This is a genomic window from Caballeronia sp. SBC1 (assembly GCF_011493005.1).
In the GTDB taxonomy this organism is placed as follows: domain Bacteria; phylum Pseudomonadota; class Gammaproteobacteria; order Burkholderiales; family Burkholderiaceae; genus Caballeronia.
On sequence record NZ_CP049156.1, the window covers coordinates 2627936 to 2642186 of the forward strand.

General features: G+C 61.2%; 13 protein-coding genes. 7 read left to right on the forward strand and 6 right to left on the reverse strand.

The features are described from left to right. Positions 1 to 84 precede the first annotated feature (84 nt). The 7 genes from SBC1_RS11550 to iolB all read left to right on the forward strand — a co-directional run bounded on the left by SBC1_RS11550 (position 85) and on the right by iolB (position 8980). Positions 85 to 1137, forward strand: a complete 1053-nt coding sequence (locus SBC1_RS11550; RefSeq protein ID WP_165092098.1) for a sugar ABC transporter substrate-binding protein — start codon at positions 85 to 87, stop codon at positions 1135 to 1137. A gap of 176 nt (positions 1138 to 1313) precedes the next feature. Next, positions 1314 to 2495 (forward strand): ABC transporter permease, encoded by a 1182-nt coding sequence (locus SBC1_RS11555; RefSeq protein WP_165988825.1) that lies wholly within the window; start codon positions 1314 to 1316, stop codon positions 2493 to 2495. 30 nt (positions 2496 to 2525) lie between these two features. Beyond that, positions 2526 to 3344, forward strand: coding sequence for an ATP-binding cassette domain-containing protein (locus SBC1_RS11560; protein WP_165092099.1), 819 nt, complete (start codon positions 2526 to 2528; stop codon positions 3342 to 3344). Positions 3345 to 3411: 67 nt separating this feature from the next. Next, complete coding sequence (gene iolC / locus SBC1_RS11565) at positions 3412 to 5406, forward strand: 5-dehydro-2-deoxygluconokinase (protein ID WP_165987662.1); 1995 nt, start codon at positions 3412 to 3414, stop codon at positions 5404 to 5406. After that, positions 5403 to 7265, forward strand: a complete 1863-nt coding sequence (gene iolD / locus SBC1_RS11570; RefSeq protein ID WP_241201937.1) for a 3D-(3,5/4)-trihydroxycyclohexane-1,2-dione acylhydrolase (decyclizing) — start codon at positions 5403 to 5405, stop codon at positions 7263 to 7265. Before iolC ends, iolD begins: the two co-directional genes overlap by 4 nt. Before the next feature lie 3 nt (positions 7266 to 7268). Then, positions 7269 to 8174 (forward strand): myo-inosose-2 dehydratase, encoded by a 906-nt coding sequence (gene iolE / locus SBC1_RS11575; protein WP_165092102.1) that lies wholly within the window; start codon positions 7269 to 7271, stop codon positions 8172 to 8174. Beyond that, entirely contained in the window at positions 8171 to 8980 is an 810-nt protein-coding gene (iolB, locus tag SBC1_RS11580; RefSeq protein WP_165987664.1) for a 5-deoxy-glucuronate isomerase, read from the forward strand. Before iolE ends, iolB begins: the two co-directional genes overlap by 4 nt. A 22-nt stretch (positions 8981 to 9002) precedes the next feature. Here the strand turns inward: iolB and SBC1_RS11585 are convergent, their stop codons facing one another. The 6 genes from SBC1_RS11585 to SBC1_RS11610 form a co-directional block, all read right to left on the reverse strand. Then, the gene (locus SBC1_RS11585; protein WP_165092104.1) at positions 9003 to 9719 is read right to left on the reverse strand and encodes an ABC transporter ATP-binding protein; all 717 of its coding nucleotides are present in this window, start codon (positions 9717 to 9719) and stop codon (positions 9003 to 9005) included. After that, positions 9716 to 10456: an ABC transporter ATP-binding protein gene (locus SBC1_RS11590; RefSeq protein WP_165987667.1), complete on the reverse strand. Its 741-nt coding sequence runs from the start codon at positions 10454 to 10456 to the stop codon at positions 9716 to 9718. The genes SBC1_RS11585 and SBC1_RS11590 overlap by 4 nt, the downstream gene beginning before the upstream one ends. Then, positions 10453 to 11628, reverse strand: coding sequence for a branched-chain amino acid ABC transporter permease (locus SBC1_RS11595; protein WP_165987669.1), 1176 nt, complete (start codon positions 11626 to 11628; stop codon positions 10453 to 10455). Before SBC1_RS11595 ends, SBC1_RS11590 begins: the two co-directional genes overlap by 4 nt. Further along, positions 11621 to 12505: a branched-chain amino acid ABC transporter permease gene (locus SBC1_RS11600; RefSeq protein WP_165988828.1), complete on the reverse strand. Its 885-nt coding sequence runs from the start codon at positions 12503 to 12505 to the stop codon at positions 11621 to 11623. Before SBC1_RS11600 ends, SBC1_RS11595 begins: the two co-directional genes overlap by 8 nt. Positions 12506 to 12582: 77 nt before the next feature. Beyond that, positions 12583 to 13020, reverse strand: a complete 438-nt coding sequence (locus SBC1_RS11605) for a thioesterase family protein (protein ID WP_165987671.1) — start codon at positions 13018 to 13020, stop codon at positions 12583 to 12585. A gap of 3 nt (positions 13021 to 13023) precedes the next feature. Next, positions 13024 to 14178, reverse strand: a complete 1155-nt coding sequence (locus SBC1_RS11610) for an iron-containing alcohol dehydrogenase (protein ID WP_165092108.1) — start codon at positions 14176 to 14178, stop codon at positions 13024 to 13026. Positions 14179 to 14251 lie beyond the last annotated feature (73 nt).

Consider the following 14251-nt stretch of genomic DNA (forward strand, 5'->3'; position numbering starts at 1 on the left):
AGCACAGGGCGTTGAGCGATCACAAGCGCCGTACGCCAGACGCCGGATGCTCGTTCAGAACAACAACCGTGATAGGTGGAGACAATGAGACTTTGCAATCGCCGAGGCGCCCTGCGCGTGCTCGCGGCTGCCGCTGCGTTGTGCGGCGCAGCAGCACTGAGCAGTCAGGCAGCGCACGCTGCACCCGACGCCCATTTCGTTTTGATCAGCCACGCGCCGGATTCGGACTCGTGGTGGAACACGATCAAGAACGCCATCAAACAGGCGGATGAGGACTTCAATGTCCAGACGGATTACCGCAACCCGCCGAACGGCGATATTGCCGATATGGCGCGCCTGATCGAGCAAGCTGCGGCACGCAACTATGACGGCGTGATCGTCACCATTGCTGACTTCGACGTGCTGAAGGGTTCGATCGCCAAGGTCACGGCAAAGCACATTCCGCTCATCACGATCAACTCCGGCACCGAGGAGCAAAGCGCGCAGCTCGGCGCGATCATGCATGTCGGCCAGCCTGAATACACGGCCGGTAAAGCGGCAGGCGAGAAAGCGAAGGCGGCGGGCATCAAGTCGTTCCTGTGCGTCAACCACTACGCAACGAACCCGGCTTCATTCGAACGCTGCCGGGGTTTCGCCGATGCAATTGGCGTCGATTTCAAAGCCTCCACGCTGGACGCTGGCCAGGACCCGACCACGGTGCAATCCAAGGTGAGCGCGTATTTGCGTAATCACCCGGATACCCAGGCCGTGCTCGCGCTCGGCCCACTCTCCGCCGATCCGACCATCAAGGCACTCAAGCAGATGGGCGTTGCGGGCAAGCTCTGGTTCGCGACCTTCGACTTTGACACCGATATCGCGAAGGCAATCCAGGACGGCACGATCCAGTTCGCTATCGACCAGCAACCGTACTTGCAGGGTTATATCCCGGTCGCGGTGCTGGCTATCGTTAAGAAGGATCACACCACCGATCCGGTCAAGATCCGCCAGACTCTTGAGGCAAATCCGAAGTTCCAGGCGCGGCTTGCTACCTACGGGCTCGCTCCGTCCTATGGGCCGCGCAATATTGGCTCAGGCCCGGGCTTTATCACCAAGGAAAACGTCGACAAGGTGCTCAAGTACGCAGGACAGTACCGCTGAACCCGTTGGCGGCGCGGCCAGCATGGCCTGAGCACCGCGCCGCCATCTTTGAAGCTTTTGCAGGCACTGCAAGCATTCATCACGTCATCCGCACCATTCACCTGTATCGCTCGCGCATCAGCATGTTCGCCCTGTGAACCAACGCCGCATCGCGAATGAAAGACGAAGGAGACATCATGGGCGTAGCCGGAAAACATACCCTCTCGGGACATCGCAAGCCATCTGACGGCGCAGCGGCATCGAGCCCATCAACAGCCACTGCGGCGGCCTCCGCCGACGAGCGCATCCGCCGCGAATCTCGCTTCGGGCACATCCTGAATCGTCCGGAGTTCGCCGCTATATCCGGCGCCGTTTTGGTCTTCGTCGTGTTCGGAATCGCCGCTGGCGGCTCGGGCATGTTCAATCTCGACGGCATCATGAACTGGTCGCAGGTGTCCGCTTACCTGGGCATCCTCGCCGTCGGCGCCTGCCTGCTGATGATTGCCGGCGAGTTCGATCTTTCGATCGGTTCCATGATCGGCTTTGCCGGGATGATGGTCGCCATTCCGACCGTCTATTTCCACTGGCCGATCTGGCTTGCGATCATTTTCGCCTTCGCGGGCTGCATGCTGCTCGGCGCGCTGAACGGCTATATCGTCATGCGCACGCGGCTGCCGTCGTTCATTGTCACGCTGGCCTTCCTGTTCATCCTGCGCGGCCTGACGCTCGCGCTGTCGATCATGTTCGCCGACCGGACAATCGTTTCCGGCGTAGGCGACATTGCCGCGAAAGACTGGTTTGCCAATACCCTTTTCCATGGCGTCGCCCTGCGTGATTTATTCGTGTGGCTGGGGCACGTAGGAATCCTGAAGATGCTCGACAATGGTCAGCCACTCGTGCCGGGCATTCCGAAAGTGATCCTCTGGTGGGTCGTGCTCGCCGCCATTGGCGCGTTCGTCCTGGCGAAGACCCGTTTCGGCAACTGGATTTTCGCAGCCGGCGGCGACGCGGTGGCGGCCAAGAATGTCGGCGTGCCGGTGCGGCGCGTGAAGATATCGCTCTTTGTCCTGACTGCGTTCTGTGCGTGCCTGTTTGCTGTGCTGCAAGTATGCGACATCGGATCGGCTGCGGCAGACCGGGGCCTTGAGAAGGAATTCGAAGCGATCATTGCAGCGGTGATTGGCGGAACCTTGCTGACCGGCGGCTACGGCTCGGTAGTCGGCGCATGTTTCGGCGCGCTCATCTTCGGCGTGGTCCAGATCGGCATTGGCTACACCAGCGTGCCTTCTGACTGGTTCCGCGTGTTCCTCGGCATGATGCTGCTGATCGCCGTGCTGTTCAATCACTACGTGCGCCGCCGCGTGTCGCAGGCTCAATAAGCAGGCCCAAAAAGCCAAGGAGACGAAACCATGTCCGATCCCATCCAGAGCACACCGCCCGCGCCTGAAGACACCATCCTGGCGCTGGAAAATGTCAGCAAATTTTTCGGCAAGGTGATCGCGCTGAACGGCGTCACGCTGCGCCTGAGACGCGGCGAAGTACATTGCCTGCTCGGCGACAACGGGGCCGGCAAGTCGACCCTGATCAAGACGCTGGCGGGCGTCCATACGCCCTCCTCCGGCGAGTATCTCGTCGATGGCAAACCGGTCCACTTCGGCTCGCCGAAAGAAGCGCTCGATCTTGGTATTGCAACCGTGTATCAAGATCTCGCGCTCGTACCGCTGCTATCGGTGGCGCGTAACTTCTTCATGGGTCGCGAGCCGCAGAAAAAACGCTTCGGCTTTATCAACGTGATGGACCTGGATCTCGCCGCGGAAACATCGCGTGCGCGGCTCTCCGAAATGGGCATCAACGTGCGGGACCCGCATCAGCCTATTGGCACGATGTCCGGTGGTGAAAAACAATGCCTCGCCATCGCTCGGGCGATCCACTTCGGCGCGCGTGTTCTGATCCTCGATGAACCCACCGCAGCCCTCGGCGTGAAGCAGAGCTTCAATGTGCTGAAGCTGATTCACACGGCGCGCGCGAAAGGCATCTCTGTGATCTTCATCACGCACAACGTGCATCACGCGTATCCCATCGGCGATTCGTTCACGCTGCTCAATCGCGGCAAGTCGATGGGCACGTTCACGAAGGACACGATCACCAAGAACGAAGTACTCGACATGATGGCGGGTGGCGCCGAAATGCAGCAAATGATGAACGAACTCGAAGGCGAGCCGGCTTAGCAAGCAAGCGCTTGACGAGCACGCTCGGCCGCTCTCGTTTTTCGTCATCTACAGAACAGGATCGAACATGGCATTGCAATCATCAACCGGATCGCGCTTCGCAACCGGGCGAACGCGCGACATCGTGTGCCTCGGGCGGCTCGCGGTCGATCTCTACGCGCAGCAAGTCGGCGCACGGCTAGAAGACGTGTCGAGCTTCGCGAAATATCTCGGCGGCTCGTCGGCGAATATTGCGTTCGGGTGCGCGAGGCTCGGCCTCAGATCCGCGATGCTCTCGCGCGTCGGCAACGACCACATGGGCCGCTTCCTCACTGAAACGCTGGAGCGCGAGGGCTGCGATACGAGCCACGTGCGTGTCGATCATGACCGGCTGACGGGTCTGGTCCTGCTCGGCATAGAAGACCGCGATACGTTCCCGCTTGTGTTCTATCGCGACGACTGCGCCGACATGGCCGTCGATGAAAACGACTTCGACGAGGCGTTCATCGCTTCATCGAAGGCGCTGCTGATCACGGGCACGCATTTCTCCACTGACCAGGTCAACCGCACGAGCCGCCGTGCGCTCGACTACGCGCGCCGAAATCAGGTCCGCACGGTGCTCGATATCGATTACCGGCCGGTACTTTGGGGACTGACCGGCAAGGCCGATGGCGAGACGCGGTTCATCGCGAACGAAGGCGTGACGGCGCATCTGCAAAGCATCTTGCCGTTAATGGATCTCGTGATCGGCACGGAAGAAGAGTTTCGGATTGCAGGCGGCAAGGACACGATGATCGATGCACTCGCCGCCGTTCGCGCCGTGACGGACGCCATGCTGGTGGTCAAGCGCGGGCCGATGGGCTGCTCGATCATCGACGGCGACGTGCCGGTTTCCATCGACGATGCGCCGGTTTATCACGGCGTTGAAGTGGAAGTGCTGAACGTGCTCGGCGCGGGCGATGCCTTCGCGTCCGGCTTCCTTGCCGGATGGCTGAGAGACGAACCGCTGGAAGTCTGCGCGCGCACAGCGAATGCATGCGGTGGGCTTGTCGTATCGCGTCACGGTTGCGCGCCCGCCATGCCTACGCCCGCTGAACTCACTTACTTCCTCGATGCCGCGCGTGCCGACCCTGCCCGCATGCGCAGGCCCGATCGTGATGCAACGCTCGCGCGCCTGCATCGTGTCACACCAGCTCGCAAGACGTGGGACGAAGTGCTCGGTTTTGCCTTCGATCATCGCAACCAGTTCTTCGATCTCGCGCAGCAAACCGGCGCGGATGAGTCGCGCATTGCTGCCCTCAAAGCCTTGTTCGTGGAAGCCGTGGCGCAGACGGAAAAAGAACGCGGCCTGGAAGGACGCATCGGCGTGCTGATCGACGACCGCTACGGCCAGGACGCGTTAAACGCGGCGACCGGACGTGGCTGGTGGATCGGCCGCCCGGTGGAATTACCCGGCTCGATGCCGCTTGTCTTCGATCATGGCCGGTCAATTGGCACGACGCTGATCGAGTGGCCGCGGGAGCATGTGGCGAAGTGCCTGGTTCACTATCATCCCGATCACCCGCACGATCTTCGCCTCGAACAGGAAGCGCAAATTCGCACGTTGTACGACGCGGTTCAGGCCAGCGGGCACGAACTGCTGCTCGAAGTCATTGTGCCGAAGAACGGTCCGCCGATCGAAGAAGATACCGCTTTGCGATCGTTGAAACGGCTCTACAACCTTGGCATCTATCCCGAGTGGTGGAAGCTCGAACCCATGAGCGCGGCGCAGTGGCAAGCGGTCGATGCGCTGATTGCCGAGCGTGATCCGGCGTGCCGCGGGGTCGTTCTGCTGGGCTTGTCGGCTGCTGTCGACCAACTGTGCGAGGGCTTCAAACCGGCGGCTTTATCGAAGACGTGTCGTGGATTCACCGTCGGCAGGACGATCTTTCATGAGCCAAGTCATGAGTGGCTGGCGGGTTCCATCGACGACGCCGAACTGATCGCACGGGTTCGACGGACGTTCGAAACGTTGATCGATGCATGGCGCGAGGCACGGACAAAGAACACCACGCAAGCGCTTACGCAGGAGCAGGCAGCATGAACAGCACGCTTCGTTTAACCACCGCGCAAGCGCTGGTCCGCTATCTCGCCGCGCAGCAAACCCCGGACGGCGAGCCGCTGTTCGGCGGCGTCTTCGCGATCTTCGGGCATGGCAACGTGGCAGGCATTGGCGAGGCGTTGTATGCGCATCGCGAGACGTTGCCGACTTATCGCGCGCACAACGAGCAGGCGATGGCGCACGCGGCTATTGCGTATGCAAAGGCCCACTTTCGACGCCGCATGATGGCGGTGACCACGTCCATTGGTCCCGGCGCGACCAACCTTGTAACGGCCGCTGCGCTCGCGCACGTGAACCGCTTGCCGGTGCTGTTGCTGCCCGGCGATGTATTTGTATCGCGCGCACCCGATCCGGTCTTGCAGCAGGTAGAAGATTTCGCCGATGGTGGTATTTCCGCGAACGATGCATTGAAGCCTGTCTCGCGTTACTTCGATCGCATCGTGCATCCGGCGCAATTGCTGACCGCGTTGCCGCGCGCAATGCGGGTGCTCACAGACGCCGCATTGTGCGGGCCGGTGACGCTCGCGCTGCCGCAAGACGTGCAGGCGATGGCCTACGACTACCCCGCCTCGTTCTTCGAGCCGCGTGTGGTTCCCTTCCACACGCCCTCGCCCATCGATGAAGAGATCGCACAAGCCGCCGCTGCATTACGCGCCGCTAAAAAGCCTCTGCTCGTGTCAGGCGGCGGCGTTCTCTACGGCCTGGCAACCGACGCATTGCGTTCATTCGCCGAGCGTCACGGCATCCCCGTTGCCGAAACGCAAGCGGGGAAAAGTGCCCTCGCGTGGGACCATCCGCTGAATCTTGGCGGTATCGGCGTGACGGGATCTGACGCGGCCAACGAACTCGCGCACGACGCGGATTGCGTGCTCGCGGTGGGTACCCGGCTGCAGGATTTCACGACCGGATCGAACACGCTGTTCACGCAGGCCAAGCTGATTGGCATTAACGCAAATGCATTCGATGCCTTGAAACAAGGCGCTTTATCGGTAGAAGCCGATGCGCGTCTTGCGCTTGGGACATTGAGCGAGGAGCTCGATGACTGGCGTGCGTCGCCGCCATGGACCGCACGCGCGCACGAACTCGCGGATAGCTGGCGCGCCACCGTCGACCAAGTGACCAACGCGCCTCAAGACGACAACACGTTGCCGCGCGAAGCCGATGTGATCGGCGCGGTGCAACGCTCAAGCGCGCAATCGGCCGCGCATGACGTGGTGGTGTGCGCGGCGGGAACCCTGCCCGCCGACTTGCAAAAGCTTTGGCGCACGAGCACGCCGGGTGGTTATCACGTCGAATACGGCTACTCGTGCATGGGCTATGAAATTGCTGGCGGTCTTGGCGCGAAACTCGCGCGGCCCGAGCGTGAAGTGATCGTGATTGTCGGCGATGGCAGCTATCTGATGATGAACAGCGAGCTGGCTACGTCGGTGATGCTTGGGGCCAAACTGATCGTGGTGCTGCTCGACAACCGCGGATACGGCTGTATCAACCGCTTGCAGCAAGCGTGCGGGGGCGCGCCGTTCAACAACCTGATCGACGATTGCCGCCAGGGTCCGGAAGGCGCACCTGCTATCGACTTCGCAATGCACGCACGCTCGCTCGGCGCGAGCGCTGAGCATGTAGCGAATATCGATGAACTCGAAGCCGCGATGCAACGCGCACGCGCATCCACCCGCTCGTATCTGATCAGCATTGACACCGATCCGGCACGTCCTACTGAAGAAGGCGGCTGGTGGTGGGAAGTCGCGGTGCCGGAAGTGTCATCGCGTGAAGCGGTGCGCTCGGCGCGTGCAAACTATGAACATGAAATCACGGCGCGTTCGAAGCGCACGAAGGAATAAGCGATGAGCACGTTCGATGTACGGATCGGCATCAATCCGCTGTCATGGATGAACGACGACCTGCCCTCGCTCGGCGGTGAGACGCCGCTAAGCGTGGCGCTGACCGAGGGCAAGCAGATCGGCTATGAAGGGTTTGAACTGGGCAACAAATTTCCGCGTGAACCGGAAGCGTTGAAAACGCTGCTTGCCGGATATGACCTCGCGCTCGTCTCCGGCTGGTATTCCGGACGGCTCGCCGAACACAGCGCAGAGGATGAGATCGCGGCTGTAGGCCCGCATCTCGATCTGCTTGCAAAAAACGGCGCAACGGTCATGGTCTATGGCGAAGTCTCTGACTCTATCCAGGGGGCGCCGCGACCGCTGTACCAGCGCCCGCGTTTTTTCTCCGATGATCGCTGGAACGAGTACGCAAAACGCCTGAACACGTTCGCCGAATACACGCTCTCTCGCGGCGTGCGCGTGGCCTATCACCATCACATGGGCGCTTACGTGGAGACACCTGCGGATGTCGATCGCCTGATGAGCCTCACGAATGAAGCCGTGGGCCTGCTCTTCGATGCCGGTCACATTACGTTCGCTGGCGGCGATCCGCTGACGGTTCTCAACAAGCACATCGAGCGCGTTTGCCATGTGCATTGCAAGGACGTTCGGCCGGAAATCATCAAGCTTGCGCGGAACCGGAACTGGAGCTTCCTGGAGGCGGTGATCAACGGCGCGTTCACCGTTCCCGGTGACGGCACGGTGGACTTTCCATCGATCATCGCCCGATTGAAGCAGCATGGTTATCGTGGCTGGCTTGTGGTTGAAGCGGAGCAAGATCCCGTCATTGCCACCAGCTATGCGTACGCCGAAAAAGGCTACAAGACGCTGCGCTCGCTAGTAGAAGAAACGCTCCAGGAGGCAATATGAGCCTGCTCGTCAAAGCATCGCGCGAAGGCCAGACCATCGCGCGCGTCACGCCCGAAACGGCGTTATGGAAACACGTAGGCTTCGCGGCCTATCGGCTGGAAACCGGCGACATCGTGCATGTGCATGAAGCGCAGCGTGAGGTGTGTATTGTCGTGTTATCGGGGACGGTGAGCATAGAAGCCGGTGAGCATAAATGGGAGAAACTCGGCTCGCGCGACAGCGTGTTCGAGGACACTGCCCCTTACGCGGTTTATTTGCCGCCCAAACTCGCCGCGACCATTCGCGCAGATCGCGATGCGGAAGTTGGTGTGGCGAGTGCGCCCGCTACGGGCAAGTACCCGCCGCGATTGATCGAGCCATCACAGATGAAACGCTCAACCCGCGGCAAGGGCGCGAATACGCGCTACGTCTGCGATATTCTTCCGCAAACCGAACCTGCAGAGGGCTTGCTTGTAGTCGAAGTGAAGACGCCCGGCGGTCACGCCTCAAGCTACCCTCCGCACAAGCACGACAGGGACAATGTGCCGGTGGAGAGCTCGCTTGAAGAGACGTATTATCATCGGTTGAACCCGCCGCAAGGGTTCGCCTTCCAGCGTGTTTATACCGATGAACGCGACCTCGATGAAACCATGGCCGTTGAAGATCATGACGTCGTCATGGTGCCGCGTGGTTATCATCCGGTCGTGGTGCCGTATGGCTACGACAACTACTACCTGAACGTGATGGCGGGCGACAAACGCACCTGGCACTTCAAGAACGATCCGAAGCACGAATGGATCGTGGAGAGGGACAGCAAGGCTTCGTGACTTAGCTTCGTGGCTTATTGACTTAACCACCGACAGAGAGCCATTCGCTGATTACGCGCTCGTTCGCGGCAAGAGCGGCAGGCGTGTCGTCAAAGACGATCGCGCCGTGACCCATCACCGCGACGCGCGTAGCCAGTTCGCGCGCAATGCTCATACGTTGCTCGATCAGTAGAATCGCTACGCCTCGCTCCCGCATTTTTTTCAAGCATGAAGAGACTTGCGCCACGACCTGTGGCGCGAGTCCTTCCGTGGGTTCATCGACGATGACGAACGACGGATCACCCATCAACGTGCGGGCGAGCGCCAGCATTTGCTGCTCGCCTCCCGACAACATCCCCGCCTTCACCGCCGCACGTTCTCGCAGCACGGGAAAAAGTTGCTCCGCGTCGTTGAGGGTGAACCGCGTGGTGAGCCGTGATCCACCCCGCTTCATGCCGAGCTGCAGGTTTTCTATCACGCTTAGCGTCGGGAAAACATCGCGTTGCTCGGGCACGTAGCCCACGCCCATCCGGGCGATTGCATAAGGACGTTTCCCCAGCATCGATACCCCGCGAAAGTTCGCCACCCCTTGCGCGTGTACCAGTCCCATCAGTGCTTTCGCGAGCGTCGAGCGTCCCGACCCGTTGCGTCCGGCCAAGGCTACGATCTCGCCTTCGCCGATACGCAAACTCGCGCCGTGCAACACATGGCTCGACCCATACCATGCGTTCAGGTTATCGATTTCGAGCAGCGTCGTCATGGCGTTTCGCCGAGATAGGCTGAGCGAACCACGGGGTCCGCAGCAATGTCAGCGGGCGTCCCCGTCGCGATAATGTGGCCTTGCACAAGCACTGAAATGCGATCGGCGAGTGCAAACACCGCTTCCATATCGTGCTCCACGATCAACAATGTTTTCCCTTGCGTCGTCTCGCGAATCAACGCGAGTGCACGCGCGGCTTCCGCGCGATTCATGCCGGCGGTAGGTTCATCGAGCAACAGCACGGATGCGCCCGTGGCCAGCGCGAGCCCTAAATCGAGCGCTCGCAACTCCGCATAGCTGAGGCTTGTGGCGAGTGCATCGCTACGATCGGCAAGACCGATAGCCGCAATTACCCGATGCGCCTCATCGTCAATCAAGCTCGATCGAAACCATCGGTCCCTCCGCGCGGCCGCACACGAACCGAGCACCGCGCAACGGACGTTGTCGCGGACGGTGAGACCCGTGAACACGCTTGTGGTCTGGAAGCTGCGCGCGAGCCCCCTGCGTCCCAGCCGATGAGCCGGCATCCCTGTCACATCGAGACCGTTCAACGCGATACGGCCGCTTGTTGGTTGCGTGCGTCCCGCAATCAGATCGAACAAGGTGGACTTGCCCGCGCCGTTGGGACCGATCAACGCATGACGTTCGCCTTCGCGAATGCTCAGATCGACACCACGAAGGATCTGCGTCGCGCCAAAACGCTTCGTGATCTGCTTCAGTTCGAGCGCGGTGTTCATCGTGCGCCCCGTGCGTGTCGGGAGAAGAGAGCAGCAATCACAGCGGTGACAAACGCGAAGCACCAGGGAGCGGCATGCCGGCCATCGAGAAGGAAACCCGCGACGTGCGCAAGGCCGTCGCCATGACTATCGAATTGCAGCGCGTAGGCGAGTTCCATAGCAATCACGATCGCCAGCAGCCATCCGCCAGCGGCGCACAAGGCGAACGCGATAGCCACGTAACCGGCGCGTGATCGTGCTGCGATAAAGCCTACCAAGCCCTTCGGCGCCACCACCACAACCCACACAAAAAACAGCCCCAGATAGGCCACCCACGCCAGCGATACACTCCCCACCGCCAAGCTGAAAAACGTCAGCAGCACGGCTCCCAACACCGGCCCAAAGAATTCTGCAGTCCCGCCGATCACCGCTGCGATCAGCACGCTGCCCGAGCGCGCGAGCCCCACCCCTTCCGCCGATGCCAGCTCCACATTGATCAGCCCCAGGGCGCCCGCCACGCCCGCAAAAAACGCCGCTACGATCACCATCGCGAAGCGCACACGACGCGGATCGAAGCCGATGGCGGCAGCACGCACGGGGTTATCGCGGACCGCGTTCGCCACCCGCACGAACGGCGTGCGCGAGAACACGAACATGGCGATACACGCCAACACGCACCATCCGGCGATCAGGGCATACGCCTGGATCGAAGACCCAAAGTTCAAGCCGAAGATACCCGGACCGCTCGCCCGATCGATAGGAACACCGCCCTCGCCGCCGAACCAACCCGGCACGAGCCACACGCCCGCCGCAACGAGTTCGCCAATTCCAAGTGTGATCATCGCGAAAGTCGTGCCGGCGCGACGCGTTGAAAAGAAGCCGAACACAACTCCCACGAGCGCCGCCGACACACCGCCGATCAACGGCAACAAAGGCAGCGGTATGGCGTATCGATTGAAGATTTGCGCGGCGGCGAACGCGCCGAGCCCGGCATAAACGGCATGACCAAACGACAGCAATCCTGTCTCGCCGAGCAGCAGATTGAACGAGAGCGCGAACACGATCATGGTCGCGGTTTGCGCGAGATAGGCGAGCAGCCAGCTCTGCGATGTGAAGACCGGCGGCAACACAAGACCGGCCACGAGCAATAGCCACGGAAGCGCCTGACGCAAAGAGAGAGGTGAGTTACGCATCGTCGTCGCCACGCTGGCCAAACAGTCCGCGAGGACGCAGAGCAAGCATCGCGACGAGCAGCACATACGGCAGCACGGGCGCGATCTGCGCGACGCTCAACGAAGCCCACGCAGGCGGCAACGCAACGCCGGCAAGCTGGGCCATGCCGCCAAGCGACAACGTAGTCCCGACTACAAACGTCTGCACGCAACCAATCAGAAGCGATGCCACCAGCGCGCCGCCCACCGACCCCAGGCCACCTACGACCACGACAACAAACACGATGGGTCCGATGTTTTCGGCCATCGAAGGTTCGATGACAAACAACGGCGCCCCGATCACGCCCGCCAGCGCAGCGAGCGCAGTGCCTGTAGCAAAGACAAGCGTAAACACACGCGGCACATTGTGCCCAAGCGTCTCGACGGTTGCGGCATGCGTGAGCGCAGCTCTTACCACGAGCCCTATCCGCGAGACCCGCAGCACGGCATACAAAGCCAGCAACATGAGCAGCGACACGAACATCATGAACGCGCGATAACGCGGGAATGCGGCGCCGTAAAGCGTGAACAACGGGCCATCGAGAGCGGAGGGAACAACGGCGTTAATGGGCGCAAGACCCCAGAGCAGCTTCACGGCCTCTGCCATCAGATAAGCCGCACCGAACGTCAGCAGAAGCTCGGCAAGCGCACCGCGCGCTTCAATCCGGCGCAATAGAAAACGCTCGAACAGTCCGCCGAGCGCGCCAACGAGTAGCGGTGAAACAACCAGCGCGAACCAGAAGCCCCCATGCGCCGCGAGCGCATAACCCACATACGCGCCGAGCATATAAAAGCTCGCGTGAGCGAAGTTGAGCACGCCCATCATGCTGAAGATCAGCGTCAGTCCCGCCGACAGCATGAACAGCAGCAACCCGACACTCACTCCATTCAGAAGGTTGATCGCGAACCACTGAACGAACGAGGTCACGTTGGGCGCTAACCGTTCACGAGCGGCTTGAGCGCCGCGACCAGCGCTTCCGGCAACGGCACCGGACGGCGCGTATCGCGATCGACATAGACGTGCACAAAATGACCCTGCGCCGCGGGTTGCTCGGAACCCGCGCTGAAGATACCCACTTCGTAACGCACGCTCGTGGATCCGAGCCGCGTCACACGCAAACCAGCATCGATACGTTCTGGAAACGCCAGCGAAGCGAAGTAGCTGCAATGCGTTTCCACCACGAGCCCAATCGTCTTGCCTGCTTCCAGATCGAGCGCACCGTGCCGGATCAGATACTCATTCACCACGGTATCGAAGTAGCTGTAATACACCACGTTGTTCACGTGGCCGTAGAGATCGTTATCGGACCAGCGCGTATTGATCGAAAGGAAATGCGGATAATCCGCGCGCGTCGTTGGAACAGGGCGGCACATGAATCAGAACGACTCCTGCAGCATCCGCCGATAATCGTCCGCACTCGCTTCACGCGGATTGGTCTTGTGACAATGATCGGCGAGCGCGCCCTTGACCACCTTGTCGAACATGTCTTGCTCAACGCCCATTTGCGACAGGCGTGTTGGCAGGCCGAGGCGCTCGGTCATGTCATGAACAGCTTGAGCGATATCGGCATTAGCGGCGAGATTCATCACGCGGCGCATCCGTGCAAAACGCTTGTCGGCCACCACGCTCGGCGCGCTTTCGTTGAAGCGCAGCACGGCCGGCAAAACGACCGCATTCAGCGTGCCGTGATGCAGCCCGGTCCGTCCGTTGACGACCAGTCCGCCCAGCGGATGCGAGAGCGAATGCACGCAGCCCAGACCCTTCTGGAACGCCATGGCGCCCTGCATCGACGCGCTCATCATGTTCAGACGCGCATCGCGATCCTGGCCGTCGTGCGTCGCCCGTTCGATGCATGCCCACGCGCGCTCCAGCCCATCCAGCGCGATGCCATCCGCAGGCGGATTGAACGCCGGCGCAAGAAATGTTTCGATGCAATGCGCGATCGCGTCCATGCCCGTTGCAGCGGTGAGCATGGGCGGCAAACCCAGCGTCAGCGAGGGATCGCAAACCGCCGACTTGGGCAGCAGATGCCACGAGTGAAAGCCGAGTTTGCGGCCGTCGTCGAGAATGACGATCGCCCCGCGCGCCACTTCGCTGCCGGTGCCCGAGGTGGTCGGAACAGCAATCAGCGGGGCCGCCTCAGCGGTGATCTTGTTGCTGCCGCCTTCTATGGTCGCGTATTCCGTCAGCGTGCCCGGATGAGTCGCCATAATCGCGACGCCCTTCGCCAGATCGATGGATGAACCACCGCCCACTGCGATCAGGCCATCACAGCCTTCGCTTTTGTACAGCGCGGCGGCTTTCATCACCATCGCTTCGGTGGGATTCGACGGGGTTTCATCGAAGATGGGAACAGCGCCCGCATCCAGGTTCAGCGCCTGGACGGTTTGCGACACCAGCCCCGCAGCCAGGACGCCTTTGTCCGTGATGATCAGCGGCCGCTTGATGCCGACGCGCGTGCATTCGCTGTCGAGCATAGCGAGCGCGTCGTAACCGAGGTGGATGTGGGTGACGTAGAAAATGAAGGCCATGACGTGTGTCCGCGGTTGAGTGAGGCGTCTGGCATGTTAGGAGTCCGGCGGGAGTCCGTCAATCCGCGCGGAC

Coding starts and splice junctions, on each gene's coding strand:
- SBC1_RS11550 (WP_165092098.1), top strand. CDS start 85: ATGAGACTTTGCAATCGCCGAGGCGCCCTGCGCGTGCTCGCGGCTGCC.
- SBC1_RS11555 (WP_165988825.1), top strand. CDS start 1,314: ATGGGCGTAGCCGGAAAACATACCCTCTCGGGACATCGCAAGCCATCT.
- SBC1_RS11560 (WP_165092099.1), top strand. CDS start 2,526: ATGTCCGATCCCATCCAGAGCACACCGCCCGCGCCTGAAGACACCATC.
- iolC (WP_165987662.1), top strand. CDS start 3,412: ATGGCATTGCAATCATCAACCGGATCGCGCTTCGCAACCGGGCGAACG.
- iolD (WP_241201937.1), top strand. CDS start 5,403: ATGAACAGCACGCTTCGTTTAACCACCGCGCAAGCGCTGGTCCGCTAT.
- iolE (WP_165092102.1), top strand. CDS start 7,269: ATGAGCACGTTCGATGTACGGATCGGCATCAATCCGCTGTCATGGATG.
- iolB (WP_165987664.1), top strand. CDS start 8,171: ATGAGCCTGCTCGTCAAAGCATCGCGCGAAGGCCAGACCATCGCGCGC.
- SBC1_RS11585 (WP_165092104.1), bottom strand. CDS start 9,719: ATGACGACGCTGCTCGAAATCGATAACCTGAACGCATGGTATGGGTCG.
- SBC1_RS11590 (WP_165987667.1), bottom strand. CDS start 10,456: ATGAACACCGCGCTCGAACTGAAGCAGATCACGAAGCGTTTTGGCGCG.
- SBC1_RS11595 (WP_165987669.1), bottom strand. CDS start 11,628: ATGCGTAACTCACCTCTCTCTTTGCGTCAGGCGCTTCCGTGGCTATTG.
- SBC1_RS11600 (WP_165988828.1), bottom strand. CDS start 12,505: ATGCTGTCGGCGGGACTGACGCTGATCTTCAGCATGATGGGCGTGCTC.
- SBC1_RS11605 (WP_165987671.1), bottom strand. CDS start 13,020: ATGTGCCGCCCTGTTCCAACGACGCGCGCGGATTATCCGCATTTCCTT.
- SBC1_RS11610 (WP_165092108.1), bottom strand. CDS start 14,178: ATGGCCTTCATTTTCTACGTCACCCACATCCACCTCGGTTACGACGCG.